The sequence below is a fragment of the Arthrobacter sp. zg-Y1219 genome, from assembly GCF_030125545.1.
GTDB lineage: Bacteria > Actinomycetota > Actinomycetes > Actinomycetales > Micrococcaceae > Arthrobacter_B.
Window position 1 is genome coordinate 62,143 of the sequence record NZ_JASKLY010000015.1, and the last position, 26,143, is coordinate 88,285.

Sequence of the window (26,143 nt, forward strand, 5' to 3'; positions counted from 1 at the left end):
CGGACGGTCCTGGTTCCAGCAGCTGCCGGGATCAGGATCCGCCGGGGATGGTGTCGCCGCCCTGAACCAGGGCGGCGACACGGTACAGCGCCGTGCTCGTCAGTTCCGCCAGCACCTCGGGGTCCCAGTGGCTTCCGTCGATCTGCCGGCTCAGCATAAGCCCATCAAGAATTCGGAAAATGCACTCGGACAGATAGTCGGCCAGCTCCGCCCTCGGTTCCTCCGCCAGCTCCGGGGAAAGCACGCTTCGGAGCCATTCCCCGGTCATGCTTTGCATGCTCTGCAGCACCGGCTCCAGACGCTGGCTGCTCCCCTCGGGTCCAACGGCGGGTTGAAGCATCAGCAGCAGTCCCAGCCGCCGGATCCGTGTTTCCGCCGCACGACCCTCCAGGGCACGCAGGAAGAACCCGCGCAGGATGACCGACCAGTCGCCGTCGGCGGGCCGCGGCTGCAGATTCGGCCGTGCGGTCTCCCAGCCGCGGCGGGCATTGTCGATCACAGTCGCGATCAGGGCGTCCTTGTCCTTGAAGGACCAGTACAGCGAACTGGCTGGAAGGGCAGCCTTCTCGCACACTCTGGCGACGGTGACGCCGTCGTAGCCGAACTCCGCTATGGTTTCCTCCGCAGCCCGCAGGAACGCCTCGCGCCCGCCCTCGGCTCCGGCCGCCGCGGCAGACGGGACCGGTTCGTAGACCGGCGGTACCGGCTCGAACACGGCATCAAGCCGCCGGTCCGGAGCCAGTTCAACGGTTAGGTCCGCCATGATGTCCAAGCATGCCGAGATCAGCCAGGTGACGCGGCCGCCGTCGAGCTGCCGGCTGCCGTGCCGTTGGATGAACTCACTGTCGCGGATAGCCAGGGTGCACCTGCCCAGCAGCAGCGCCGCAGCCTTTCGCTGCTCCATCTGTTCCGGCAGGGTCCGCTCCCACCACCGGGCCAGCCAGTCAGTGCTCTCGCGGCGGATCTGCAGGAACCGGTCCCGGGCCGGTGAAGCGACCGGCGGGTGGACCACGGTCAGCTGGAGGCCAAACCGCCAGTAATCCATCTTGGAGTCAAGCCGGGGCAGCTGCAGGATATTGCTGTACAGGTCGGCCCTCCGGGACTCCCCCGGCGAAGACTCCAGCCAGTTGGGCAGGGACTGCGACTGCACGGTGAATGCTTGTTCCAAGGCTGCTGCGATCAGCTGGTCCTTGTTGGCGAAATGCCAGTAAATGGAACTGGCTGAGAGGCCGGTGGCTTTTCTGACCATGGCAAGCTTGGTGCCGTCGTACCCGTACCGGGCGGTCAGGTGCATGGTTTCTTCGAGAATCCGGGTACGGGTCTGTTCCCCCTGCAGATTCTTTCGGTCTGTCTTGCGCTGCGCCACTGCCCATCCGATGCTCTCCGGCTCGAAACTCCGTCAGCTTCGGCCACCCAATCTTTATCACAGCGCTGAAGGACCGGTGGCGGCGGTCCCGGCGAGTGATACTGGCCGGGACGCGTGGGTTTTTTGGGGGGGGTGTTTGTTGGGTGGGGCGTTTGGACAGTCAACGGGTTCATCCCAAGGTCCAATCCCCTCAGATCTGTACTATCGCGGACAGTATCCCCCCAGAGCTGCACTTTCGGGGTCGGTTGCGGCACCGAGGGAGGCATTAATGGGCTTTTCGGCATCCTTCGTGCAGATCAGGTCCTCCGGATAAATCCTTCGTGCAGATCACGTCCTCAAAGCGACGAAAACGGCCCTTCAGAGTGCCTGATCTGCACGAGAGATTCCCATGCGGCCCTTCAGAGTGCCTGATCTGCACGAGAGATTCCCATGCGGCCCTTCAGAGTGCCTGACCTGCACGAGAGATTCAGCCGACCGCTCCAGCGTGCAGATACGGCGGGCTTCATGGCCCGCGACGGCGCCCCCATAGTTTGGAGGTTCTTCCTATCGGTTGGAAGACATATCGCCTAGAAAACGGAAGCCCCGAGATACGGCAGCATCAGAGCCTTCTGCTCCGGCGCAATCCGCAGCAGCCGGCCCGTATCGCCGTCGACGAAGGCGAGGGTTGTCTCCGCCTTCGCGCAGGTCTGCGCGGTGACGGGATCGCGGATGACGTAGGCGATGGTGAGGCTGGCCCCTTTGAGTGCACTAATCCAGACGGCAATGTCAGCCGGAATGTTCCGGTACGTCAGCGGTGACAGGTATTTCACCCGGTGCTCGGCGACCAGCGCCTGGGTCCCCGCTGGCACGTTGTTGAAGAGCGCGACGACGGGTTCCCGGCCCGGTCCCCCGGTGCCGCCGGGCGGGCCGAAGGCATGGATGCGGGCTTCTTCCAGAATTCGGAGGATTTCCACGTTGTTCACGTGCCCGTAGGCATCCATGTCTCCCCAGCGCATGCCGACGGAACACTGGATGACCTGCGGAGTTTCAATCATGCGTCGATTCTGGCACAGGCACAGCAGCGGTCAGGCGGACACGGTCTGCGCTTCGGACTGCCGACCAGACCGAAAGCGCAGATATGGTCGGTTTCAGCCCGCCGGGCGCAGCGAAAGCGCAGCTATGGCGGGAAAAGCACGATTTAACCCGCCATATCTGCGCTCTCGGATCGCGGGGGAAGCCGAAACCCGCCATAGCTGCTCTCTCGCAGCTGAGAGGGACTTCCACCGCCCGTGCTCCAGCCCGGCCCGGAATCTGCCCGGCGCCCGGAGGACGCAGAGGGCAGCCGAGCGTAGCGCGAGGGACCGGGACCGGCGCCGTCGGGCTATGCCTTGGCCAGCTCCGTGACCCCGGCCAGCAGCTCGAACGAGTGCAGCCGGGACTCGAGGGTGGCCGTCTGAGTGGCGATGATCAGCTCGTCGGCGTCGGCGTGGGTGGCGAACCAGTCCAGGTAGTCCCGGACCTCGGCGGGGGTGCCCACTGCGGAGTAGCGGCCCATCTGCTTGACCTGCTGGCCGCCCGGGGATTCCAGGATGAGATCGGCTTCCTCGGGCGTGAAGGTCCGGTCGCGTCCGAAGAGCTGGGTGACGCGGCGGCGCTGTCCGTCCTCGAACATCTGCCGTGCTTCTTCCGTGGTGTCAGCGGCGATGGCGTTGACGCCGGCAATGACGTACGGCTCCGCCAGCTGTTCGGAGGGCCGGAAGTCGCGGCGGTATATGGCCACTGCGTCCTGCAGGGCCTGCGGAGCGAAATGCGACGCAAAGGAGTACGGCAGCCCCAGCGCGGCAGCCAGCTTGGCGCCGAACAGGGACGAGCCCAGGATGTACAGCGGCACGTTGGTGCCCTTCCCCGGGGTGGCGTCGATGCCGGGAATGAGCGTGTTGCCGGTGAGGTATCCCTGCAGCTCCTGCACATCCTGCGGGAAGCTGTCGGCCGACATCGGGTCGCGGCGCAGCGCGCGCATGGTCTTTTGGTCGCTGCCCGGTGCACGGCCCAGACCCAGGTCGATGCGCCCCGGAAAGAGGGTTTCCAGCGTGCCGAACTGCTCAGCGATGGTGAGCGGTGCATGGTTGGGCAGCATGACTCCGCCGGCGCCCAACCGGATGCTCTGCGTGTTGGCGGCGATGTAACCGACCAGGACGCTGGTCGCGGACGAGGCGATGGTGGGCATGTTGTGGTGCTCGGCGTACCAAATCCGCGTGTAGCCCAGCTTCTCGGCATGCCGGGCCAGGGCCAGGCTGGACGCGAAGGAGTCGCGCGCGGTTTCGCCCTCGTCGATGATGGCCAGATCGAGGATCGAAAGCGGGACAGTCATGTAATTTCGGCCTTTCGTTGCATGGGTGTCCCAGAGCTGTTTGCCCCGGACACGTTATTAGGTGCAACTGCAAAGGCCGCCGGCTTATTTCACGCCCGGCAGGTTCTGAATCACACCGCGCACGACGACGACGGCGGCACCCGCCGCGGTCGCTCCCGCAAACGCTCCCCGCGGTCACTCGCCGCGGTGCCGCGCAAGATAGCGCGAGAGCCGGTCAAAGGACGAGTTCCAACCCGTCCGGTGGCCGTCCGCATCACGCCGGTCGGTGAACGGTCCCTGCCGGAAAACCATGCGCGTGCCGTCGTGGTGCGGGAACAGGTCCACGGTGATGAGTGTTTCCGAACTCGCCGGGGTTCCGTCCGCGCCCAGCCACTGCTGGGTCATGGCGAGCCTGTTCGGCGGCTCAATGTTCCGCAGGACGCCTCCCCACCACAGCTCGTCGCCGGTGACCGTGTTGACCATGCAGGCACGGTAGGTCCCGCCCACCCGGTCCTCGCTGCTGACGCGGTCGGCCGGCACGATGAACCCTTCGGGCCCCCACCATTCGGTCGCGGCGGACAGATCTGCCCAGGCGTCATAGACGGCCTGCTGCGGAACGGGAAAGGTTCGCTCGATGAGCAGTTGCTCTTCGGGGTTCTGCGGAGATATGGGATCCATCATGGCAGTTCCTTTCGAGGCGGGCGGCACGTTTTGTCCAGTGTGAACCGCTGAGGACGGATCTGCGATCCCCTCCGCTGATCCGAATGGGCAGAACCGCTGCCGTGGCCCTTTTGGCAGGCACAATGGTCTCCATGGAGAACCGGAACCGGTGCGCCGGGCTGCTGCACGGCTGGCCGACCGCGGCGAGGTGGAAATAACCCAGCACGGCAACGTGGTCGACCTGGCCGCGGCCAGGGGCCCCATCCGGATCCGCCGACCCCGCTGATGGTCCGTGGTTCCGCTGATGGTCCGCCGACCCCGCTGATGGTCCCCGGTTCCGGCGTCTGGCGGCCAGCTGTCTGGCAGCCGTTTATCTGGCAGCGAGCTGCTTGGCCCGGTGATGGGCAAGGACCTGCCCGCCGACAACCAGCAGCAGCGAGACAATGAACATTATCGAGCCAATGACATTGGCCTGCGCCGGAATCCCGCGGGTCGCTGCCACGTAAATGAACTTTGGAAAAGTATCAACGTTCCCGGAATTGAAATTGGTAATGATGAAATCGTCAAAGCTCATGGCGAAGGCCAACAGTGCGGCAGCCATGATGCCCGGCAGCAGCAGGGGAAAGGTGATCCGCCAGAACGCCTGCAGCGGTGAGGCGTAGAGATCCGCTGCGGCCTCCTCCAGCTTCGGGTCGAGCCCGGCGACTCTCGCTTTCACCGTCACCACCACAAACGAAATGCAGAACATGGTGTGCGCGATGATGAGCGTTCCCTTGCCCAGTTCGGCGCCCACGTTGAGGAACTGCGCCAGCAGCGAGGCACCCAGCACCACCTCGGGCGTGGCCAGCGGAAGGAAAATGAGCATGTTGGCGGTGGCGCTGAAGCGGAAGCGGTAGCGCACCAGCCCGACGGCGATGGCCGTTCCCAGGGCTGTTGCCAGCACCGTGGAAATCACGCCGATCTGCAGGCTGTTCGCCAGCGACTCGCACACTTCGGGGGCACCGCAGGGGTTCTGCCAGTTGGCCAGCGTGAACCCGCGCCAGGTGAGGTTGGTGCGTCCGGCATCGTTGAAGGAAAAGGCGAACACATAGCCGATCGGTATCAGCAGGAACAGGAACGCGAGCCCGCCGCTGACCGGAACCAGGCAGCGGCCAATGGCCCTCTGAAGGGGAGCGTTCGTGTGCATGGGAGCCCTCACATCAGTTCCTTGGTGCCGAAGCGCCGGACGTACAGGATCACGAGGAACAGGATCGCCAGCATCAGCAGGAAGGACAGCGCCGCGGCTCCGGGATAGTCCACCACCCGGAAGAACCGTGAATCGATTACCTGCCCGATCATCGTGGTGTTCTGGTTGTTGCCGAGCAGCGCGGCGTTCACATAGTCCCCCGTTGCCGGAATGAAGGTGAGCAGGGTTCCGGCGATCACTCCGGGCAGGGACAACGGAAGGGTGATCCGGCGGAAGGTGCTGGCCGGACTGGCGTAGAGGTCGCCGCCGGCTTCAATCATCCGGATGTCCATCCGTTCCAGCGAGGCATAGATGGGCAGCGTCATGAACGGCAGGAAATTATAGGTCAGGCCGCAAATCACGGCGAAGGCCGTGGCGGTCAGCCGGCCGTCCTCCGGCAGCAGGGACAGCGTCCGCAGGACCGCGACCACCGGTCCTTCGTCGGACAGGATCTGCTTCCAGGCTTGGGTCCGGAGGATGAAACTGGTGAAGAACGGGGCGATGATCAGCACCAGGAGGATTCCTTTGAGCAGCCGATGCTCCCGCAGCCGGACTGCCACCAGATAGGCCATGGGGTAGCCGATCAGGAGCGCTGCGGCAGTAGCCGCGAGCGCGAAGCCAAAGGATCGAACAATTGCCGGCCAATAGTCCTGGAGCACCACCGCGTAGTTGCCGAATTCCAGTGCCGGCACGAACTGGCCGATGTCCGCGCCCTCGGGTTTCACGTACAGGGAGGTGGCCAGCAGGGAGAAGACCGGCAGGACGAAAAACAGGAGCATAAAGAGGAATCCCGGCAGGATCAGCAGGTATCCCGTGCGGCCGTTGCGGCGCGCGGCGTCGAGCTCCGGATCGCCGCCGGCCGTTCCCGCTCCGCCGGCCCCCGCTTTTCCGCCGGCCGCGGTGAGCAGCGCCATCAGAGGGCGTCCTCGCCTGCGCCGGCGTCGCGGTCCTCGGTGCCACTGAGCCCAAACGCGTGCCCGGCGTCCCAGCTCAGTGCCACCCGGTCCCCCGCCGCCGCCAGGACACCGCCGTGGTTCTGGCTGAAGACACCCATCGGGCCCATCCCTTCCACCTCCACCAGGTACTCGGTGCTGGCCCCGGTGAACGAGGCGTCCAGGACCAGTCCCCGCAGAGTTGTCCCGGCCGGTTCCGCCGCACCCGGCCTCATCAGCAGCTTTTCGGGCCGGATGCCGATCAGCACCCGGCCGCTGTGGTCAGTGGCCCTGTCCTTGCGCACCTGCAGGCGGTGCCCGCCGGCCAGGAGCAGCAGGTGTTCCCCGTCTTCTCCGGTGACCTCGGCGGGCATCAGGTTGGACTTGCCCAGGAAGTTCGCCACGAAGGCCGTGCGCGGCAATTCATACAGTTCCCGGGGTGCTCCCATCTGTTCCACCCGTCCGCTGTTCATGACCGCGACCGTGTCGGCCATGGTCATGGCCTCCTCCTGATCGTGCGTGACGTGGACGAAGGTCAGGCCGACTTCGGTTTGGATCTTCTTCAGCTCCCCCTGCATCTGCCGGCGCAACTTCATGTCCAGGGCGCCCAGCGGTTCGTCCAGCAGGAGGACGGCAGGGCGGTTGACGACGGCGCGGGCCAGGGCCACGCGCTGCTGCTGCCCGCCGGAGAGCTGGGCGGGACGGCGACTGCCCAGGTGTCCCAGTTCCACCAGTTCCAGCGCCGCTTTGGCCTGGGCTTCGGCATCGCGCACCTTGCGCCGCTTGAGCCCGAAGGCCACGTTGTCCAGGACGCTCATGTGGGGAAAGAGTGCATAGTTCTGGAACACCGTGTTGACCGGACGCTGATGCGCCCCGGCCGCGGTGATGTCCCGGGTGCCGATGCTGATGGTCCCGGCAGTGGGCTGTTCCAGCCCGGCGACCATCTTCAGGGTGGTGGTCTTGCCGCAGCCGGAGGGGCCCAGCAGCGCGAAGAAGGAGCCCGCGGGAATCACCAGATCCAACTGGTCGACGGCGGTGAACCCGGCAAAGCGCTTGGAGAGTCCGCTGAGCACCAGGTCTCCCCCGGCAGCCTCCTGGCGGGATCCGGGCTCCGGCAGCAGATCGACGGCGGCCATCAGTTGCCGATTGCGGTCTGGAACCGGTCGCTGAAGTCCGTTTCCTCATCGGGGGTGAGGGTGCGGACCACATGGGCGCGGGACAGGTAGTCCTCGGTGGGAAAGATCAGCGGGTTCTCCGCCAGTGCGGGATCGATGGATTCCATCGCTTCGCGGGCACCCTCCACCGGGCAGATGTAGTTGACGTAAGCGGCGACCGTCGCAGCGTTTTCCGGCTCCAGGTAATAGTTCATCAGCTTCTCCGCATTGGCCTTGTGCGGCGAGCCGATCGGAACCAGCAGGTTGTCGGACCAGAGGGTGCCGCCCGCTTCGGGCAGGGCGAACCCCCATTTGTCGCCCTCCTCGAAGTTCAGCTGGGTGATGTCGCCGGACCAGCCGATGACGGCCAGGGCGTCGCCGGAAATCAGGTCCTCCTTGTAGGAGTTGCCCTTGACCTGGCGGATCTGTCCGTCCGAGATTTGCTTGGCGAGAACATCGAGGGCATTTTCGAACTCATCGCTGCCCCAGTTCCCCGTGACGTCAACGCCGTTTTCCATCATCAGCAGCCCCATGGTGTCCCGCATTTCATCCAGGACTTCAACCCGCCCCTTCAGCTCCGGCTGCCACAGGTCCGAGACATTCCGCAGCCCCTGCGGGAACGCCTCTTTGTTCCACACGATGCCGGCGAACCCGGACTGCCAGGTGAGGGAATGCTTCCGCCCGGGATCAAAATCCACGTCCTGCAGCCCGGCCAGCAGATTCCCGGCGTTGGGCAGGTTGCCCCGGTCCAGTTCCTGCGTGTACCCCAGCCGGATCAGCCGTCCGGCCATCCAGTCAGTGAGCGTGACGATATCCGCTCCAATGTCCTGGCCGGCGGCCAGCTGGCCCTGCACCTTGCCGAAATAGGTGTCGTTGCCGTCGATGTCCTCCGAGTAGTCCGCCTCGATGCCGGTGGCTTCGCTGAAGGCGTCCAGCGACGGGTAGGTGCCGGCGGCGTCGTCGTAATCCAGGTAGAGCGTCCAGTTGGCCCAGCGAACGGATTTCTCGGTCTCCGACAAGTCTGCGGCCGCGGTCGCCGCGGCGTCGGCCCGGCCCCCGGTGCCGCCGCCCGTGCCGCAGGCGGCCAGCATGGACGCGAGAGTCAGCCCGCCGGCGCCCATCAGCATCCTGCGGCGCGAGAGCTGGGCGTTAACAATGCTTCGGAGCATCGGATCGGTGATCGGGCGCTTGGGCATGGAGGCTCCTTGCTGAACCGCTCTGGACGGATGTTGTTGCGTTGATAGTGCCAGAGGACACAGGGGTGGACAAGGTTTTTAGTTGTAAAACTTTTGTTACACAACGGTTTCCATTTGATACGCCGCTCAATACCTATGTAATCCGTTTTCAAACCCTTGTTTATTGACGAATTACGGGCTTCAATAACACTCAGGCGCGGCCCGGCCGTGTACGAAAAGCGAACAGAAAGGCACTCCAAACTGTGGAATCCGCACCGGCGTCGGGCGTTGACGAAGCCTCCAAAGCCATCATTGAACAGCTCCAGGCGGATGGGCGCCGGTCCTATGCGGCCATCGGCAAGGCTGTGGGCCTCTCGGAGGCGGCAGTCCGGCAGCGGGTCCAAAAGCTCACCGACGCCGGGGTCATGCAGATTGTTGCCGTCACGGATCCGCTGCAGCTCGGGTTCGCCCGGCAGGCGATGCTGGGCGTTCGGACCAGCGGCGACGTGGTGGCAACGGCGGACCGGATCGCCGCGCTTGAGCAGGTGGACTACTGCGTGGTGACCGCCGGCTCCTTCGACATTTTCGCGGAAGTGGTCTGCGCCAATGACGAGGACCTGATGGCGCTGGTCAACCGGATCCGTGCCATTCCCGGCGTCACCGGCACTGAAACGTTCATGTATCTCTCCCTGCGGAAGCAGGCCTACAACTGGGGCACAAGATGACCGATACAACAGTTCAGCCTTCAATCGAGCCGACCCCGGCCCGCACGCCGCGCGGCGCTGTCACCCCGCGCGGCACCGACCGGCAGCAGGCCGCCCGGGACCATTTGTGGATGCACATGGCACGCCACTCCGGCTCCGCCGCCGGCGGCAACGTTCCCATCATCACCCGCGGCAGCGGCCACCTGCTCTACGACGACCGGGGGCATGAACTGATCGACGGCCTGGCCGGCCTCTTCGCCGTCCAGGTGGGCCACGGCCGCGAAGAGCTGGCCGAGGCCGCTGCCCGGCAGTCCCGGGAGCTGGCCTTCATGCCGCTGTGGTCCTATGCGCATCCGCCGGCCATCGACTTGGCGGAGCGTTTGGCGGCCGGGGCTCCCGGGGACCTGAACCGGGTCTTCTTTACGACCGGCGGCGGCGAGGCCGTCGAGTCCGCGTGGAAGCTGGCCAAGCAGTTTTTCAAGCTGACCGGCAAGCCGGGGAAGACCAAGGTCATCTCGCGGGCCGTCGCCTACCACGGCACTCCGCAGGGCGCCCTGTCCATCACCGGCATCCCGGACATGAAGGCACCCTTTGAACCGCTGGTTCCTGGCGCCTTCCGGGTCCCCAACACCAACCAGTACCGGGCGCCCGCCGGCCTGTCCGATCCGGAGGCCTTTGGCCGCTGGGCGGCGGACCGGATCGGTGAAGCCATCGAATTCGAAGGCGCCGACACCGTGGCGGCAGTGTTCCTGGAGCCGGTGCAGAACTCCGGCGGCTGCTTTCCGCCGCCCCCCGGCTACTTCGCCCGGGTCCGGGAGATCTGCGACCAGTACGACGTCCTGCTGGTCGCTGACGAAACCATCTGCGCCTTCGGCCGCATCGGCTCGATGTTCGCGTCCACCGACTTTGGCTTTCAGCCCGACATCATCACCTGCGCCAAGGGAATGACCAGCGGCTACGCCCCCATCGGCGCCATGATCGCAACCGACCGCCTGTTCGAACCGTTCACCAAGGGCGACACCACCTTCTACCACGGCTACACCTTCGGCGGGCATCCGGTCTCCGCCGCCGTCGCCATGGCCAACCTGGACATCTTCGACCGGGAGCAGCTCAACGACCGGGTCCGGACCAACGCCCCGGCCTTCCGCGCCACGCTGGAAAGGCTCCTGGACCTGCCGATCGTGGGCGACGTCCGCGGCGAGGGCTACTTCTACGGGATCGAGCTCGTGAAGGACAAAACCACCAAGGAAACGTTCACCGACGAGGAGTCTGAGCGCCTGCTGCGCGGCTACGTGTCCACCGCCCTGTACGACGCCGGCCTGTACTGCCGCGCCGATGACCGCGGCGATCCGGTCATTCAGCTGGCCCCGCCCCTGACCATGGGCCAGCCGGAATTCGACCAGATCGAGGCGATCCTGCGCAGCGTGCTCAGCGAGGGGATGAACCATCTCTAGGCAGGCGCCGACCGTCAACGGGCGGGTGTCCTTCTGGCACGCAGCCGAGGGGCTGCCGCAGCCCCGGCCCGCGCTTGCGGGGGACTCGACCGCCGACGTCGTTATTGTCGGTGCGGGCTACACCGGCCTGTGGACCGCGTACTACCTGAAGCAGGCCCAACCCGGGCTCGACATTGCCGTGCTGGAAGCCCGGTTCGCCGGGTTCGGCGCCTCGGGCCGCAACGGCGGCTGGCTCACCAACAGCATCACCGGGGGCCGCACCCAGTACGTCCGAACCTCCGGCCGCGCCGTCGTCGGCCGGTTCCAGGAGCTGCTCAACGACACCGTGGACGAGGTGATCAGCGTGGCGGCGGCGGAAGGAATCGACGCCGACATCGTCAAGGGCGGCGAGCTGAACCTGGCGCGGAACCCGGCGCAGCTCGCGCGGCTGCAGGCCTGGGCCGCCGACGAGGCGCAGTGGCCCGAAGCCGGAGCCCGGTTGCTGGACCGCCGCGAGACCGACGGCCGGGCAGCGGTGGCCGGCTCCCTCGGCGGCCTGTACCAGCCGCACTGCGCGCGGGTGCAGCCGGCCAAGCTCGTCCGCGGACTGGCCCGCACAGTCGAGGCGATGGGCGTGCGGCTCTACGAGGACACGCCCGTCACAGAAATCCGCACCGGCACCGCGGTGACCTCCCGCGGCGTCGTGCGGTGCCGCCACGTCCTGCGGGCCACCGAGGGATTCACCGCCGGGCTGCGGCGTTCTCACCGTGACTGGCTGCCGATGAACTCCTCAATGATCGTTACCGAGCCGCTTCCGGCGAGCGCCTGGGCGGAGATCGGTTGGAACGGCATGGAAGCCATCGCCGACATGGCCCACGCCTACATGTATGCCCAGCGCACGGCGGACGGCCGGATCGCCCTGGGCGGACGCGGCGTTCCTTACCGGTTCGGTTCCCGCACGGATGACGACGGCGCCACGGCGCCCGCCACCGTCCGCCGGCTACACTCCCTGCTCGGCGAAATGTTCCCCGCGGCGTGCGACCCCCGGATCGAGCAGGCCTGGTCCGGTGTCCTGGGCGTGCCGCGCGATTGGAAGGCAACGGTGGGACTGGATCCGTCCACCGGCGTCGGCTGGGCCGGCGGCTACGTGGGGACCGGCGTGGCTGCGGCCAACCTGGCCGGACGCACGCTGCGGGACCTGGTCCTGGGCGAGGACACGGAGCTGACCGTCATGCCCTGGGTGAACCGGACGGTCCGCCGTTGGGAGCCGGAACCGCTGCGCTGGCTGGGCGTGAGAGCCATGTACCAGGCCTACTACGCCGCCGACCGGCGGGAAAACCGCACCCGGAGCGCAGCCACCTCCCCGCTGGCACGCGCCGCTGACCTGGTCTCCGGCCGATGAGCATCCGACCGAACCACCCTGACCGTTGAGAAAGAGAACCCATGCCCACCGTCTATGACCTAGCCGAACGCCGGCACCCGCCGCACCGTGTCGCCGACGCCCTCGCCGGTGCGGCCGCCCTCCCCTACTGGCTGGACGACCCCGACCGGCCGGCCGAGCTGCCAGCCCTGCAGGCCGGCACGGACACCGATCTGGCCGTCGTGGGCGGCGGCTACACCGGCCTGTGGACGGCACTGATGGCCAAGGAACGCGATCCCGGCCGAAGGGTGCTGCTGCTGGAGGGCCGCCGGATCGGCTGGGCAGCGTCGGGGCGCAACGGCGGATTCTGCGAGGCCAGCCTGACGCATGGCAAGGCCAACGGCGAAAAACACCTGCCCGGCGAAGCACGTCGGCTGGAGCAGCTGGGGCGGGAGAACCTGCACGAGCTGGCGGAGACCGTTAAAAGGTACGGGATCGACTGCGGGTTCGAATGGACCGGAAGCCTGTCAGTGGCCACCGAAGCGCATCAGGTGGCGGAGCTCGCGGAGGAGGCAGCGGACGATCCGGGACTGGTCTTCCTGGACGGGGAAGCCGTCCGCAAGGAGGTGGACTCCCCGCTCTACCTCGCCGGCCTGTGGGATCGGGAAAGCACAGCACTGCTCAACCCGGCCCGGCTGGCGTGGGGCCTGGCGCGCGCCTGCCGGGAGGCCGGCGTCGTGATCTGCGAAAACACCCCCGTCCGGGCGCTGCACCCGGACGGAAACCGGATTCGGCTGACCACCGACGGCGGCACCGTCACCGCTCGTCACGCGGCGCTGGGCACCAACGCGTTTCCGTCGCTGCTGCGCCGGACCCGCCTGCACACGGTGCCGGTCTACGACTACGCCCTGATGACCGAACCGCTCAGCGACGGCCAGCTCGCCGCCGTCGGCTGGCACAACCGGCAGGGACTGAGCGACCTGAACAACCGGTTCCACTACTACCGCCTGACCACCGACGCCTCCGGCCGGCCCCGGATCCTGTTCGGCGGCTACGACGCGGTCTACCACTACGGCCGGACGCTGCGGCCCGAATACGACCAGCGCCGGGAAACCTTCGACCGGCTGGCCGCGCACTTCCGCGCCACCTTTCCCCAGCTCGACGGCCTTGCCTTCAGCCACGCCTGGGGCGGAGCGGTGGACACCTGCAGCAGGTTCTTTCCGTTCTTCGAAACCGCCCACCAGTCCGCTGTCGCGTACACCGCCGGCTTCACCGGACTGGGTGTGGGAGCCACGCGCTTCGCCGCCAACGTGCTGCTGGACCTGCTCTCCGGCACGGAAACCGAACGCACCCGGCTGGACATGGTTCGGAAAAAACCGCTGCCGTTTCCGCCGGAACCGGCGGCCTGGCTGGGCATCAAGGCGACGACGGCGGCAATGGTCCGCGCCGACCGCCGGCAGGGCCGGCGCGGGCCGTGGCTCAAGGCGCTGGATTACGCAGGAATGGGGTTTGACTCATGAGCGGCGAAGCAACCGCCCGGTTCTCCGGCGGGCAGGCCTTTCCCGACGGCCACCAGTTCATCAACGGCACCTACCGGCACGGCCACGGGGAGGAAGCTGAGCGCATCAACCCCGCCACCGGAGACACCGCGGAAACCCTGCGCTACGCGGATGCCGGCGATGTGGACGCTGCGGTCGGCGCTGCCCGGGCTGCTTTTCCCGCGTGGTCCCGCTCCACCCCCGCCGAGCGGTCCGATGCCCTGCACCTGCTGGCCGCGCAGCTGCGGGACCGCGCGGATCTGCTCGCGGCCGTCGAATCCGAGCAGACCGGCAAGAGCATCCGGCTGGCCTCCGGGTTTGACGTCCCCGGAACCATCGACAACGCGGTGTTCTTCGCCGGTGCGGCCCGCGCCCTGGACGGTCTCGCCGCCGGGGAGTACGCCCGGGACGCCACCTCCATGATCCGGCGCGAAGCCGTCGGGGTGGTTGGTTCCATAACGCCGTGGAACTATCCGCTGCAGATGGCGGGCTGGAAGATCCTGCCGGCCGTCGCAGCCGGCAACACCATTGTGCTCAAGCCCTCCGAACTCACCCCGGGAACCTCGCTGCTGTTCGCGGAGGCGGCAGCTGCGGCGGGGATTCCGGACGGGGTGATCAACATTGTCACCGGCTCCGGCCGGACCGCCGGCGAGGCCTTGGTGACCCATCCGGACGTGGCCATGACGTCCTTCACCGGGTCCACCGCCGTCGGCCGCCACATCATGGCGCTGGCCGCCCGCACCGGCAAACGCGTGCATCTGGAGCTCGGCGGCAAGGCACCACTGGTGGTCTTCGACGACGCCGATGTTGAGGCCGCCGCCCACGGTGCCGTGGCCGCGGCCATCATCAACGGCGGCCAGGACTGCACCGCCGCCACCCGCGCCTACATCCAGCGCCCGCTGTTCGAGGCCTTCACCGCACGCGTGGCCGAGCTCATGGACCGGGTGGTCCTGGGCGATCCGCGGGATGAGGCCACGGATCTGGGCGCATTGATCTCGCATGCGCACCGGGACCGGGTGGCCGGCTTCGTCACCCGCGCCCGGGACGCCGGAGCGCGGATCCTGGCCGGCGGAAGCGCGCCGGGCGGCCCCCTGGCCGCCGGCGCCTACTACCGCCCGACGCTGGTGGCCGGTGCCGCGCAGGAGTCGGAAATCGTGCAGCAGGAGGTGTTCGGCCCGGTGCTCACCGCCCTGCCCTTTGACACCGACGACGAGGGACTGGCGCTGGCCAACGACACCCCGTACGGGCTCGCGGCCTCCGCCTGGACCCGGGACCTGAACCGGTCGCTGCGCGCCGCGGCGGAACTTTCAGCGGGCTGCGTCTGGATCAACGAGCACATTCCGATCATCTCGGAAATGCCGCACGGCGGGTACAAGGGATCGGGCTTCGGCAAGGACATGTCCGCGTACTCGCTGCAGGACTACACCAACATCAAGCACGTCATGATGAGCCGGGACACCGCGGCCCACAAGGACTGGCAGGACACCGTCTTCCGGTTGCGCTGAACCGCCGCGATTTCCCGCCCCGTGTGACCCTTGGCATACTTGGACGGGCCTTCGGGCCGGACCGAGATACGTAACCAGAGTGAACGGCATTCCTAATGACTGACCAGACATACAAGCTGATCGCCATGGCGATCTACATGCTCGCCATGTTGGCGATTGGCTGGTGGGCCTACCGGCGCACCACCGACCTCGACGACTACATGCTGGCGGGCCGGGACCTGAAGCCCGGAGTTGCCGCGCTGAGCGCCGGCGCGTCCGACATGTCCGGCTGGCTGCTGATGGGACTGCCGGGCGCCATCTACGTTTCCGGGCTGGTGGAAGGCTGGATCGCCGTCGGCCTCACCGCCGGCGCATGGCTGAACTGGAAGTTCGTAGCCCCGCGGCTGCGGTCCTACACCCTGGTGTCGAACAACTCCATCACGGTGCCCAGCTTCCTGGAGAACCGGCTCAAGGACCGCTCCCGCGTGCTGCGCGTGGTCTCCGGCCTGATCATCCTGATCTTCTTCACGTTCTACGTTTCCTCCGGAATGGTGGCCGGCGGCGTGTTCTTTGAGAGCTCGTTCGGCTCCAGCTACCTGATCGGCATGCTGATCGTGGCCGGCGTGACCATTGCCTACACCCTCTTCGGCGGTTTCCTCGCCGCCAGCTACACCGACGTCGTCCAGGGCCTGATGATGCTGGTTGCACTGGTTATGGTGCCGCTGGTCGGCCTGACCCAGGTCGGCGGCCTGGGCGGCATGACCGATTCACTGCGCGAGATCAACCCGGACATGCTGGACCCGATTGCCGGCGGCACCGCGGTGGGCGTCATCTCTGCCCTGGCCTGGGGCCTGGGCTACTTCGGCCAGCCGCACATCATCGTGCGCTTCATGGCCCTGCGCTCCCCGCAGGATGCCGTGGCCGGACGCCGGATCGGCGTCGCCTGGATGCTCCTGACCGTGATCGGCGCCATCATGACGGCACTGATCGGCGCTGCGTACTTCCAGCAGAACGACCTCACGCTGGCCGATCCCGAGGCAGTGTTCCTGAGCCTGGCCCAGTTCTTCTTCCACCCGCTGGTGGCCGGATTTGTGCTGGCCGCCGTGCTGGCCGCGATCATGAGCACGATTTCCTCCCAGCTGATTGTGACGTCCTCGGCCCTGGTCGAGGACCTGTACAAGATTGCGTTCAAGCGCGATGCTTCGCCGCGGTCCCTGGTGATGCTCGGCCGCATGGGTGTGCTGCTGGTGTCGGTGGTGTCGATCCTGATCGCCCTGGACCGCAACGCCTCGATCCTGGAACTGGTGGGCTTTGCCTGGGCCGGCTTCGGCGCGGCCTTCGGCCCCACCATCCTGCTCGCCCTCTACTGGCGCCGACTCACCACTGCCGGCGCGCTGACCGGCATGATCGCCGGCGCCGCGGTTGCCTTCCTGTGGGGCACGTTCGAAATGCCAGGCGTCCTCGGCGATGTCTACGAAATCATTCCGGGCTTCATCATCAACCTGGTGCTCACCGTGGTGGTCAGCCGGCTGACGTACAAGCCCTCAGCTGAGATCGACGCCGAATTCGACGACGCCGTGCGAATCGCCAAGGGCGGCGCCGCACCGGCAGAGCCCGCCCGCGTCTAGTTCCGCGCGCGCCCTCCGGGCTCCGGCCGCGGAGGCACGACGGCGGGAGGTTACCGAATTTCGGTGACCTCCCGCCGTCGTTCGCGTTAAGGCGGCCATGGCGCACGCCCTACACCCCGAGCTGGGCCAGCGTGTTCTGCAGGGTCTCCGCGGAGTCCTGCAGCTTCTTGGTCTCGGCGTCGTCCAGCGGCATCTCCAGCATGTCGTACACGCCGTTGATGCCCACGATCGAGGGCAGGGACAGCGCGACGCCGCTGATGCCGTATTCGCCCTGCAGGGACGCCGAGACGGGAAGCACCGCGTTTTCGGCCTGCATCACGGCTTCCACGATCCGCACGCCGGCGAGCCCGATGGCGTAGTTGGTGGCGCCCTTGCCCTCGATCACCCGGTACGCGGCGTTGATGACGTCGTCGGTGACCGCGTCCAGATACGTCTGGGTGAAAACCTGCCGGCCGCTGATCTTCCAGTCCCGGATGGGCACCGGACCGATGGTGGCGTTGGACCAGACCGGGAACTCGGAATCACCGTGCTCACCAATGATGGTGGCGTGCACGCTGGTCATCAGCACATGCGCTTCCCGGGCGAGGAGCAGCCGCAGGCGGGAGGTGTCCAGCACGGTGCCGGAACAGAAGATCCGGTTCCGCGGCAGCCCGGAAACTTTCTGCGCGGCCACCGTCAGCACGTCGCAGGGATTGGTCACCAGGATGTAAACGGCGTCCGGAGCCTGCTCCATTAACTGCGTCATCAGCTTTGAAATGATGTCCACGTTGACGCCCGCCAGCTCCAGCCGGGTCTGCCCCGGCTTTTGACGCGCCCCGGCGGTGATCACGATGACGTCCGAACCGGCGAGGGCCTCGATGCGCCCGCCGCCGGTCACGGTGTTCGCGCCGGTGAACTGCGTGCCGTGGGCCAGGTCCAGGCCCTCGGCCTCCGCACGGGTGGCGTCGATGTCGTAGATGGCGATCTCCCGCGCGGCATCCCGGATGATGGCGGCGTAGGCAAGCGATGTTCCCACGCTTCCCGCACCGACAATTCCCAGCTTGGTAACCGGTCTGGTGGTGATGTTGGCCATGGCAGAGCCCCGCTCACGATTGGAGGAATTCCTCTTCCTAGCAATGGTAGGCGCGGGGTCCGGGCTTGGGAACGGCCCCGGCACCGGGACCGGCGGGCCGTTCAAAGGCCGCAGCACGAAATTGTCACCAGGGGGTTTACGCCGCTGCCCGAAGCGCGCACACTCGAACCATGATCAGTAACCCCCGGGCTGACAACAGCGGACCGGACTCCCGCCGAACAGCCAAGGACGGAACGCCCTGGGACAGGGTGCTGTCCCACCGGCCGGCGCCCGAACGCGCCGCCGCTGCCGCCCGTTTCGAGGCGGCGGGGTTGTCCGCGGCCATGGTTCAGTCGGTCCTGTCCGACGGCGGCGACCACCTTTATGCTGCCGCCTCGGCCGGGGAGCCGGGGTGGGCCGTCCCCTTTGGCGGCACCCTCGCCGTTGCCCTGCTGGCCGCCGAAGTCGGTGCTCTTGCGGCGCAGCTGGGCCGCAGGGCATCGGGCATCAGATCCTTGGCTGCCGCCGACCTGCTGGAGGATTTCAGTGCGGTCACGGTAGCGGAAGAGCTGGGCGTGTCCCGGCAGAAAATCTACGAAATCGCCAGGGGCGGCCTGCGTGGGCCGCATCTGGACACGGTTCCCTGGAGGTCCCCGTGAATCCGATCAACGAGCGCGTTGCACTGCCGGACGCCAAGACCCACTACCTTGTCCATCCGCTGGACCTCGAGCCGGCCCGGCGGCCGTTCCTGATCGCCTGGGGACTCGGCATCCTGGGCTCGCCGCAGGTCTTTGCTGCCGTTGCCGCCCTGGTCTGGGTGCTGAGCAACAACTTCGTGGCTCCGTTTGTCGCCGCCGGCGCCACCCTGCTCTTCGCGAACCTGGCTTCCTCCTACTTCCGGCGGTCGGCCTGGGGCTTCATCCCGGCCAAGCGGCGGGACAGCGAGCGCCAGCTCCGCGGCCTGAACCTGCTGGGTGCCGTCATCGAGGCGCTGGCGCTGGCCGCAGCGGTCATCCTGTTGATCCTCTGGTTTGCGGACCGCGATGTGTCCCCCGAGGTCGCCGCCTTCGCCGCCGGCACGGTCTGTGCAGTGGCCGTGCTCATGGCGGCCGACGTCGTGGTCACCGCAGTGCGCACCCGCAGCGGGGCCGCCGTCCTGGGCCCGCTGGTGAACCTGCTGGCCGTCGCCGCGGTGTCCTGGTGGGGCTTTCTGGTGATCGCCGGGCGGACCGGGCCGCTGAGCTGGTCAACGGCCCTCGCCGGAGCCGCGGTGCTGCTGCTGGTGTGGGGCATCTGGCTGGTCTGGACCCTGTGGCAGCGCCGGCGGATTGCGCGCGGCGGGCCGGCCGGCCCGCCCGCCCCGGCTGCGGGTGCGGCCTGATCCTGCTGTGGCCGACTGATCCCGCGGTGCAGCTAGCGGCCGGCGGCGTACCCCTGCGCTCCCCTGGGGTTGGCGGCTGCCTGCAGCAGGCCGGTCTCCGGATCGCTAACCACCGCGGAGAGGCGGCCCAGGGCCCAGTTCCCGGCCCGGGTGATCACGTGTCCGCGCCGGGACAGGCCCTCGATGACGGCGTCGCCGAGCCGGTCTTCGACCACTGCACCGCCGGGTGTCCAGGTCCGGGGATAGAAGGACCCGGGAAGCGAGGTGGTGTGCAGGGCCGGCGCGTCCACTGCCTGCTGCGGTGTATAGCCGCCGACGAGCGTGCGCAGCAGATACAGCAGCTGCCACTGGTCCTGCTGGTCACCCCCGGGCGAACCCAGCGCCGTGACCGGCCGGCCGTCCCGAAGCACCAGCGTGGGCGTGAGCGTGGTCCGGGGGCGCCTGCCGGCCGCCAAGGTGGACGGAGCACCGGTTTCCAGCCAGGTCATCTGCAGCCGCGACCCCAGGCAGAACCCGAGGTCCGGAATGGTGGGCGAGGACTGCAGCCAGCCGCCCGACGGCGTGGCGGAGACCATGTTGCCCCACTGGTCCACGACGTCGATGTGGCAGGTGTCGCCGCGGGTCTCCCCCGTGGGTAGAACCGTCGGTTCGCCCACTCCGGCGAAGGCCGCGCCGGCCAGCGCCGGCGCGAGGTATTCGGTGCGCAGCGGCGGCACAAACGGCGTGCGGCCGGGGACCGTTCCGGGCCGGAACTCGTGGGAGGCGCGGTCGGTGATCAGGGCGCGGCGCCCGGCGGCGTACTCCTCGCTGAGCAGGTAGTCCAGGGGAACCCCGGCCCGCGTGTCTCCGGCATCGCCGTAGTAGGCCTCCCGATCGGCGATGGCCAGCTTCTGCGCTTCCAGGATGGTGTGCGCGCCCAGCTCGGTGGAGGGATCCAGCCGCTCGTCGTCAAAGCCGGCCAGGATGGCCAGGGTCTGCAGCAGCGCCGGCCCCTGGCCCCAGGGTCCGGTCTTGGCAATGGTGTGGCCGCGGAAGTCAAAGGTCAGCGCCGGCTCGTAGGCTGCGCTGCAGGACGCAAAGTCCGCCAGGGTCAGCACCCCGGCGTGATCCGAGCCGGACGAATGGCGGTGCGGCACCGACAGGAAGTCGACGGCGGCACGGGCCACAAACCCTTCGCGCCACTCGCGGCGGGCCGCATCGATGCGTTCCTCCCGGCTGCCCTCCGGGCTGCCGGCCGCCGCCAACCGGTCCAGGACCGCAGCATAGGCCTCGTTGCGGATGATCTCCCCGTCCTGCGGAATCCGTCCGCCGGGCATCCACTGCTCCGCGGAGGTGGGCCAGTGCCGGGCGAACAGGTCAGCGACGGAGGCGATCGTGGCGCCGACCCTGCCCAGCACGGGATGCCCGTCGCGGGCGTAGCCGACGGCGTAGGCCAGCACGTCGGCAAGTTCCCAGGTGCCGTGGTCGCGGAGCAGCATCAGCCAGGCGTCGACGGCGGCCGGAACGGCAGCGGCCAGGGCACCGGCGCCGGGCACCAGCTCCAGGCCCTCGGCGCGGTAGTGTTCCGGCGTCGCCGCCGCCGGAGCCGGGCCCTGCCCCATCAGGACCACTGGTTCGGAGGGGTTGGCGGCGGTAACGAAAATCCCTGTCATGTCCCCGCCCGGCCCGTTCAGGTGCGGTTCGACCACGTGCAGGACGAATGCTGCCGCCGCGGCGGCGTCAAAGGCGTTGCCGCCGCGTTCGAGCACCGCCTGCGAGGAGGCCGTGGCCAGCCAGTGGGTGGAGGCGCTCATGCCGAAGGTGCCCTGGAGCGTGGGACGGGTGGTGAAGGAATCGGGTGCTGTGAAAGTCACGGTGGCTGGTGTTCCTGTCGCTGGAAGCCGGCGGGCCGGGGGTCAATACCAACGAAGCTACACCCGGAACTTCGGATACAGTTGCCGGCAGCATCCTCTAGGTACGGGAGTTTTCCAACGTGAAGCGATTGAATGCGGTGCCCACCGACCGGGTGCACCTGTGGCTGATGCTGGCGCTGACGTTCTCCACCGGGGTGGTGGACGCCGTCGGCTATCTCGGACTGGACCGGGTGTTCACCGGAAATATGACGGGAAACGTCGTCCTCCTGGGCATGGCCTTTGCCGACGGAGGGCAGCTGCCGATTCTGCGGCCCACGCTGGCGCTGATCTTTTTCATGCTCGGAGCCGCCCTGGCCGGCCGCATGCTGCGCAAGGGTCCCGAGGGCTGGTCTTCGCGCACCTCCATCGCGCTGATTGTGGTGGCCGCCGGGCTCACGGCGCTCGCGGTCTTCGTGGCGGTCGCCGATGTCCAGGGCAACTCCACGCTGGGCAGCCTCACCACTTCCTCGATGGCCACGGTCATGGGCGTTCAGGCCGCCACTGCCAAACGGCTGAAGGTCGCCGAGATCACCACGGTAGTGGTGACGTCCACCATCACCGGGCTGGCCTCGGATTCGAAGCTGGCCGGCGGCGACAGCCGGTTTTGGCAGCGGCGTGCGCTGGCTGTCGCGCTGATCCTGGCGGGCGCCGTCGCCGGGTCTGCCGCGCTGAAAGTCGGACTGTGGCTGGGGCTGGCCGTGTCCGCAGCGATCTCCATTGCGGTGGCGGCGGCCGGCTACGTGCGCCATCACCGCGAAAGCGAGGCAGGGGCGGAAGCGGCAACCGAGGCCGGATAGCCCCGGGCGGGGGCGCCGGTGTACCAGGCGCCGTTTCTGCCTTAAAGTTGGTCCATGCCCGCACAGGATGTTGCCGATTGGACCCCGGTCCTCACCGACCGGCTGATCCTGCGGCGTCCGGAAGGCGCCGATGAACCGGCAGCCCTGGACCTGCACACGGACCCGCGCACCAACGTTCACCATCCGGCGCCGCGCTCAGTGACCCGGGCGTCGTCGGCCCGTATTTTCCACGAAATCGGGCTGCACTGGTACCGCCACGGCTTCGGCGTCTGGGCGGTGACCACGCAGGCGGACCCGCAGACACTCATCGGATTCACCGGGCTCTCCCACCGGCTCGTGCAGTCCAGGCCCGCACTGAACCTCTATTACCGCTACGTTCCGGAGGCCTGGGGCCGGGGCTACGCCACGGAAGGCGCCCGGGAAGCGGTCCGGCTGGCGGAAAAGCTGCTGCCGGGGCTGCCGGTGATTGCCTACACCACCGCTGACAACCTCGGTTCGCAGCAGACGGCGCTCGCGGCCGGGCTCACCCGCCGCGAGGATCTCGACGTCGACCGCGGGTCGTACACCGACATTTATCTGGCCCGCGGCTGGTACACCGACCCCCTGTAGCCGCGCGCGCCCGCCGGACCGCCGCCAGCTTTCCGCCGTCGTCAACCCCGTGCCGCCGATGGCAGGTATTTCACCGGCAGTCGGCGCCGACTCCGGCGTACCGGCCTACGCTGAATGGTGGACCGGCCTGCCCTGTCCGCTCTCGCTGCCGCAGTTGGACTGTACCCACACCACGCCGTGTTTTTCCGTTGGCGCCGCCGTGCGGCGCGACCCGGAGGTCACCATGGAAAGCTTCACACCCACCACCGATGCGGTAGCCAACAGCGTGACGTTGTCAGCGCTGCTGGCCCTCGTCCCCCTGCTCGTGTTTTTCCTCCTGCTGGCCTTCGCCAAGACCAAAGCCTATGTTGCCGGGGCGTGGGCACTGCTCGCCGCCCTGGTCATCGGGGTCCTCGGGTTCGGCATGCCGGTGGGACTGGCCCTGCTGTCCGCCACGCAGGGCGCTGCCTTTGGCCTGTTTCCGGTCGTCTGGATCATCATCATGGCCGTCTGGCTCTACCAGATCACGGTGCTCAGCGGCCGGTTCGAGGATCTGCGCCGCGTGTTCGACGCCGTCGGCGGCGGGGACCTGCGCGTCCAGGCCATCCTGGTGGCTTTCTGCTTCGGCGGGCTGCTGGAGGCGCTGGCCGGCTTCGGCGCTCCCGTGGCGATCACCGTCACCATGCTGCTGGCCCTGGGCATCGCTCCGGTCCGGGCCGCCAGCGCTGTCCTGGTGGCCAACACCGCGCCGGTCGCCTTCGGCGCGCTCGCCATCCCGATTACGACGGCGGCCAACCTCACCAGCTACACCGGGGACGAAATCGCTGCAGTCGTGGGACGCCAGACTCCGCTGCTGGCCGTCTTCATCCCGATGGTGCTGCTGATCATTTTGGACGGCAAACGCGGGGTGCGGGACTGCTGGCCGGTGGCACTGTTCACCGGCCTCGTGTTCGCCGTGGCCCAGTTCCTGTGCTCGAACTACTTCTCCTACGAACTGACCGACATTTTGGCGTCGCTGGTCGCAATGGCCGCCGCCGTGGGTTTCCTGCGGATCTGGCATCCCCGAAACGGGCAGGAAGCCGACGCCCGGATGAGCAAGGAACTCGCCGAGGCCCGGGCCTCGGGCTGGACTCCGTCGGGGGCGGGCTCTTCGGACATCGGCACGGCCGCGAGCGACACCGCCGCGGACCGGCTCACCCCCGGCCGGGCCTGGATGGCCCTGTTTCCCTATGTCCTGGTGATTGTCATTTTCGGCATCGTGAACCTCTGGACGTGGGGCGTCGACATTCCCGGGGCCCTGGCGAAAACCACCATCGAGATTCCCTGGCCGGTCCTTCACGAGTCCCTGCTGGACGCCAACGGGCAGCAGCAGTCCTCTACGATCTACGACTTCGAATGGCTGATCAGTCCCGGCACGCTGCTGCTGATCAGCGGCCTCATCGTGGCACTGGTCTATTCCAGGTTCAACGACAACGGCAGGTATCCCCTGACGATGGGCGCGGCAGTTCGGGAAATCGGCCTCACCGCGGTCCGGATGCGTTCGGCCGCGCTGACCATCCTGGCGGTCCTGGCGCTGGCCTACGTGATGAACTTTTCGGGCCAGACGGTCTCCATCGGCACCTGGCTCGCCGGCACCGGCGCCTTCTTCGCGTTCCTCTCCCCCGTGCTGGGCTGGATCGGCACCGCCGTCACCGGTTCGGACACCTCGGCCAATGCCCTGTTTGCCAAACTGCAGGAAACGGCCGGCGCGCAGGCAGGACTCGACCCGAAGCTGATGGTCGCCGCCAACACCGGCGGCGGGGTGATGGGCAAGCTGATCAGCCCGCAGAACCTGGCGATCGGCGCGGCGGCGGTGAACATGAGCGGGCAGGAATCCGTCCTGTTCCGCAAGGTGCTGGGATGGAGCGTTGGACTGTTGCTGGTGCTGTGCGTGATCGTCTTCCTGCAGTCCACGCCGGTGCTGGGCTGGATGCTTCCGTAGTACGCAACGGAACCCGGCGGTGGGTGTGCGCAGTTGACACGCCCCGGAAAAGCACCGGAAACAAAAGAAATATCAGGGAAACGTTAGTCGCCAAAACATGAAACACGAGTGACCTAAGTTGAGGGAAACGGCCCGGAAAGGGCCCGCTCAATTGTCTGCGCTGCTGAAACAGTGCGGCCCCTCAGAAATAGGTGCGTTATGAAAGTACACGGCAAAAAAGGCGCTTTCATCCCTGTGGCAGCGGCAGTGCTGGCGGCCACGCTGGCCGGCTGCGGCTCGCAGATCAGCGACCCTGCCGAGGCCGGGGAGGCAACCGGCGGCCCCGCGTCCTGCGTGGACACCTCCGGCGACAGCGTCAAGGTCGGGTTTCTGAATTCCCTTTCCGGCACCATGGCCATTTCCGAGAGCACAGTGTTCGATTCGCTGTCCCTGGCGGCCGAGGAAATCAACGCTGACGGCGGCGTGCTGGGCAAGCAGTTGGAGGTCATCAGCGAAGACGGCGCCTCCGAGCCCACCAAGTTCGCGGAGCGGGCGGGCAAGCTGATCCAGCAGGACTGCACCGCCGCGGTGTTTGGCGGCTGGACCTCCTCCTCCCGCAAGGCCATGCTGCCGGTGTTCGAGTCCAACAATTCACTGCTTTTCTATCCGGTGCAGTATGAGGGCCTGGAATCTTCGGAGAACATTTTCTACACCGGCGCCACGACAAACCAGCAGATCATCCCGGCCCTTGATTATCTGGCGGAGCAGGGCACCAAAACGATCTTCCTGGTTGGCAGCGACTATGTGTTTCCGCGGACCGCCAACAAGATCATCAATGCCTATGCCGAGGCGCACGGCATGGAAATTGTCGGCGAGGAATACACGCCCCTGGGCTCCACCGAGTTCTCGACCATCGTCAACAAGGTCCGCGACTCCGGAGCCGACGCCGTGTTCAACACCCTGAACGGCGACTCCAATGTGGCCTTCTTCCGCCAGTACAAGAGCGTGGGCCTGACGGCGGACGCCATGCCCGTGGTCTCCGTTTCCATTGCCGAGGAGGAGGTCCCCGGCATCGGACTGGAAAACATCGAAGGCCAGCTCACCGCCTGGGACTATTACCAGACCCTGGAAAGCCCGGCCAACACCGCCTTCGTCACCGCCTTCAAGGACAAGTACGGCGCCGACCGCGTCACCAGCGACCCGATGGAAGCCGCCTACACCTCGCTCTACCTGTGGAAGGCCATGGTGGAAAAGGCCGGATCCTTCGACGTGGACAAGGTGCAGGACGCGGCCGACGGCGTGAGTTTCGAAGCACCCGAAGGCACCGTCACCGTCAACGGCGAGAACAACCACATCACCAAGACCCCGCGCATCGGCAAGATCACCCCGGATGGGCTGATCGAAACCGTCTGGGAAGCTCCCGAAGCCGTGGAACCGGATCCGTTCCTGTTGAGCTACGACTGGGCCTCTGGCCTGTCCTAGCCGT

23 protein-coding genes are annotated in these 26,143 nt (G+C 67.3%); 13 read left to right on the top strand and 10 right to left on the bottom strand.

Annotated elements, in window-relative coordinates; all coding sequences use genetic code 11:
* Positions 1–31 precede the first annotated feature (31 nt).
* From QNO00_RS13255 to QNO00_RS13270, 4 genes are all read right to left on the bottom strand, one after another.
* Entirely contained in the window at positions 32–1,366 is a 1,335-nt protein-coding gene (locus QNO00_RS13255) for a TetR/AcrR family transcriptional regulator (RefSeq protein WP_229964557.1), read from the bottom strand.
* Positions 1,367–1,932: 566 nt separating this feature from the next.
* Positions 1,933–2,400, bottom strand: a complete 468-nt coding sequence (locus QNO00_RS13260) for an acyl-CoA thioesterase (protein WP_229964556.1) — start codon at positions 2,398–2,400, stop codon at positions 1,933–1,935.
* Between the two features lie 326 nt (positions 2,401–2,726).
* Positions 2,727–3,716, bottom strand: a complete 990-nt coding sequence (locus QNO00_RS13265) for an LLM class flavin-dependent oxidoreductase (RefSeq protein WP_284024825.1) — start codon at positions 3,714–3,716, stop codon at positions 2,727–2,729.
* Positions 3,717–3,890: 174 nt separating this feature from the next.
* On the bottom strand, positions 3,891–4,376 hold the full coding sequence (locus QNO00_RS13270; protein WP_284024826.1) for an SRPBCC family protein: 486 nt from the start codon (positions 4,374–4,376) through the stop codon (positions 3,891–3,893).
* Between the two features lie 148 nt (positions 4,377–4,524).
* On the opposite strand from QNO00_RS13270, the gene QNO00_RS13275 reads away from it, so the two are divergent.
* The gene (locus QNO00_RS13275; RefSeq protein ID WP_502863368.1) at positions 4,525–4,641 is read left to right on the top strand and encodes a DUF3253 domain-containing protein; all 117 of its coding nucleotides are present in this window, start codon (positions 4,525–4,527) and stop codon (positions 4,639–4,641) included.
* A gap of 84 nt (positions 4,642–4,725) precedes the next feature.
* Here the strand turns inward: QNO00_RS13275 and QNO00_RS13280 are convergent, their stop codons facing one another.
* The 4 genes from QNO00_RS13280 to QNO00_RS13295 are packed head-to-tail and all read right to left on the bottom strand — an operon-like array spanning position 4,726 to position 8,862.
* Complete coding sequence (locus QNO00_RS13280) at positions 4,726–5,541, bottom strand: ABC transporter permease (protein WP_229965027.1); 816 nt, start codon at positions 5,539–5,541, stop codon at positions 4,726–4,728.
* 8 nt (positions 5,542–5,549) lie between these two features.
* The gene (locus QNO00_RS13285) at positions 5,550–6,494 is read right to left on the bottom strand and encodes an ABC transporter permease (protein WP_284024827.1); all 945 of its coding nucleotides are present in this window, start codon (positions 6,492–6,494) and stop codon (positions 5,550–5,552) included.
* Positions 6,494–7,648 carry an ABC transporter ATP-binding protein gene (locus QNO00_RS13290; protein WP_284024828.1) on the bottom strand — a complete coding sequence of 385 codons (1,155 nt, stop codon included), beginning with the start codon at positions 7,646–7,648 and terminating at the stop codon, positions 6,494–6,496. Before QNO00_RS13290 ends, QNO00_RS13285 begins: the two co-directional genes overlap by 1 nt.
* Entirely contained in the window at positions 7,648–8,862 is a 1,215-nt protein-coding gene (locus tag QNO00_RS13295) for an ABC transporter substrate-binding protein (RefSeq protein WP_284024829.1), read from the bottom strand. The genes QNO00_RS13290 and QNO00_RS13295 overlap by 1 nt, the downstream gene beginning before the upstream one ends.
* Before the next feature lie 242 nt (positions 8,863–9,104).
* Between QNO00_RS13295 and QNO00_RS13300 the strand changes: the two genes are divergently transcribed.
* The 6 genes from QNO00_RS13300 (at position 9,105) to putP (ending at position 16,988) form a co-directional block, all read left to right on the top strand.
* The gene (locus QNO00_RS13300) at positions 9,105–9,566 is read left to right on the top strand and encodes an Lrp/AsnC family transcriptional regulator (protein ID WP_284024830.1); all 462 of its coding nucleotides are present in this window, start codon (positions 9,105–9,107) and stop codon (positions 9,564–9,566) included.
* Positions 9,563–10,999: an aspartate aminotransferase family protein gene (locus tag QNO00_RS13305; protein WP_269439117.1), complete on the top strand. Its 1,437-nt coding sequence runs from the start codon at positions 9,563–9,565 to the stop codon at positions 10,997–10,999. Before QNO00_RS13300 ends, QNO00_RS13305 begins: the two co-directional genes overlap by 4 nt.
* Before the next feature lie 25 nt (positions 11,000–11,024).
* Positions 11,025–12,380, top strand: coding sequence for an NAD(P)/FAD-dependent oxidoreductase (locus QNO00_RS13310; RefSeq protein WP_284024831.1), 1,356 nt, complete (start codon positions 11,025–11,027; stop codon positions 12,378–12,380).
* Positions 12,381–12,421: 41 nt separating this feature from the next.
* Entirely contained in the window at positions 12,422–13,858 is a 1,437-nt protein-coding gene (locus QNO00_RS13315) for an NAD(P)/FAD-dependent oxidoreductase (protein ID WP_284024832.1), read from the top strand.
* Positions 13,855–15,381, top strand: coding sequence for a gamma-aminobutyraldehyde dehydrogenase (locus QNO00_RS13320; protein ID WP_284024833.1), 1,527 nt, complete (start codon positions 13,855–13,857; stop codon positions 15,379–15,381). The genes QNO00_RS13315 and QNO00_RS13320 overlap by 4 nt, the downstream gene beginning before the upstream one ends.
* A gap of 95 nt (positions 15,382–15,476) precedes the next feature.
* A complete protein-coding gene (gene putP, locus QNO00_RS13325; RefSeq protein ID WP_229964545.1) occupies positions 15,477–16,988 on the top strand; it encodes a sodium/proline symporter PutP in 1,512 nt (503 codons plus the stop codon).
* A gap of 109 nt (positions 16,989–17,097) precedes the next feature.
* Here the strand turns inward: putP and QNO00_RS13330 are convergent, their stop codons facing one another.
* Positions 17,098–18,060 carry an L-lactate dehydrogenase gene (locus tag QNO00_RS13330; protein WP_229964544.1) on the bottom strand — a complete coding sequence of 321 codons (963 nt, stop codon included), beginning with the start codon at positions 18,058–18,060 and terminating at the stop codon, positions 17,098–17,100.
* Between the two features lie 170 nt (positions 18,061–18,230).
* Between QNO00_RS13330 and QNO00_RS13335 the strand changes: the two genes are divergently transcribed.
* Together QNO00_RS13335 and QNO00_RS13340 are read left to right on the top strand one after the other, a co-directional pair.
* Positions 18,231–18,698 carry a hypothetical protein gene (locus QNO00_RS13335; RefSeq protein WP_284024834.1) on the top strand — a complete coding sequence of 156 codons (468 nt, stop codon included), beginning with the start codon at positions 18,231–18,233 and terminating at the stop codon, positions 18,696–18,698.
* On the top strand, positions 18,695–19,420 hold the full coding sequence (locus QNO00_RS13340; protein ID WP_284024835.1) for a hypothetical protein: 726 nt from the start codon (positions 18,695–18,697) through the stop codon (positions 19,418–19,420). The genes QNO00_RS13335 and QNO00_RS13340 overlap by 4 nt, the downstream gene beginning before the upstream one ends.
* Before the next feature lie 32 nt (positions 19,421–19,452).
* Here QNO00_RS13340 and QNO00_RS13345 read toward each other — a convergent pair whose 3' ends face one another.
* Complete coding sequence (locus QNO00_RS13345) at positions 19,453–21,273, bottom strand: gamma-glutamyltransferase family protein (RefSeq protein ID WP_284024836.1); 1,821 nt, start codon at positions 21,271–21,273, stop codon at positions 19,453–19,455.
* Positions 21,274–21,392: 119 nt separating this feature from the next.
* Here QNO00_RS13345 and QNO00_RS13350 point away from each other — a divergent pair, with 119 nt between their 5' ends.
* The 4 genes from QNO00_RS13350 (at position 21,393) to urtA (ending at position 26,139) form a co-directional block, all read left to right on the top strand.
* Complete coding sequence (locus QNO00_RS13350) at positions 21,393–22,109, top strand: YoaK family protein (protein ID WP_284024837.1); 717 nt, start codon at positions 21,393–21,395, stop codon at positions 22,107–22,109.
* Positions 22,110–22,163: 54 nt separating this feature from the next.
* Entirely contained in the window at positions 22,164–22,718 is a 555-nt protein-coding gene (locus QNO00_RS13355; protein WP_229964539.1) for a GNAT family N-acetyltransferase, read from the top strand.
* 223 nt (positions 22,719–22,941) lie between these two features.
* A complete protein-coding gene (locus QNO00_RS13360) occupies positions 22,942–24,678 on the top strand; it encodes an L-lactate permease (protein WP_284024855.1) in 1,737 nt (578 codons plus the stop codon).
* Between the two features lie 234 nt (positions 24,679–24,912).
* The gene (gene urtA / locus QNO00_RS13365; RefSeq protein ID WP_284024838.1) at positions 24,913–26,139 is read left to right on the top strand and encodes an urea ABC transporter substrate-binding protein; all 1,227 of its coding nucleotides are present in this window, start codon (positions 24,913–24,915) and stop codon (positions 26,137–26,139) included.
* Positions 26,140–26,143 lie beyond the last annotated feature (4 nt).

Coding starts and splice junctions, on each gene's coding strand:
- QNO00_RS13260 (WP_229964556.1), bottom strand. CDS start 2,400: ATGATTGAAACTCCGCAGGTCATCCAGTGTTCCGTCGGCATGCGCTGG.
- QNO00_RS13265 (WP_284024825.1), bottom strand. CDS start 3,716: ATGACTGTCCCGCTTTCGATCCTCGATCTGGCCATCATCGACGAGGGC.
- QNO00_RS13270 (WP_284024826.1), bottom strand. CDS start 4,376: ATGATGGATCCCATATCTCCGCAGAACCCCGAAGAGCAACTGCTCATC.
- QNO00_RS13280 (WP_229965027.1), bottom strand. CDS start 5,541: ATGCACACGAACGCTCCCCTTCAGAGGGCCATTGGCCGCTGCCTGGTT.
- QNO00_RS13285 (WP_284024827.1), bottom strand. CDS start 6,494: ATGGCGCTGCTCACCGCGGCCGGCGGAAAAGCGGGGGCCGGCGGAGCG.
- QNO00_RS13290 (WP_284024828.1), bottom strand. CDS start 7,648: ATGGCCGCCGTCGATCTGCTGCCGGAGCCCGGATCCCGCCAGGAGGCT.
- QNO00_RS13295 (WP_284024829.1), bottom strand. CDS start 8,862: ATGCCCAAGCGCCCGATCACCGATCCGATGCTCCGAAGCATTGTTAAC.
- QNO00_RS13305 (WP_269439117.1), top strand. CDS start 9,563: ATGACCGATACAACAGTTCAGCCTTCAATCGAGCCGACCCCGGCCCGC.
- QNO00_RS13315 (WP_284024832.1), top strand. CDS start 12,422: ATGCCCACCGTCTATGACCTAGCCGAACGCCGGCACCCGCCGCACCGT.
- QNO00_RS13320 (WP_284024833.1), top strand. CDS start 13,855: ATGAGCGGCGAAGCAACCGCCCGGTTCTCCGGCGGGCAGGCCTTTCCC.
- putP (WP_229964545.1), top strand. CDS start 15,477: ATGACTGACCAGACATACAAGCTGATCGCCATGGCGATCTACATGCTC.
- QNO00_RS13330 (WP_229964544.1), bottom strand. CDS start 18,060: ATGGCCAACATCACCACCAGACCGGTTACCAAGCTGGGAATTGTCGGT.
- QNO00_RS13335 (WP_284024834.1), top strand. CDS start 18,231: ATGATCAGTAACCCCCGGGCTGACAACAGCGGACCGGACTCCCGCCGA.
- QNO00_RS13355 (WP_229964539.1), top strand. CDS start 22,164: ATGCCCGCACAGGATGTTGCCGATTGGACCCCGGTCCTCACCGACCGG.
- QNO00_RS13360 (WP_284024855.1), top strand. CDS start 22,942: ATGGAAAGCTTCACACCCACCACCGATGCGGTAGCCAACAGCGTGACG.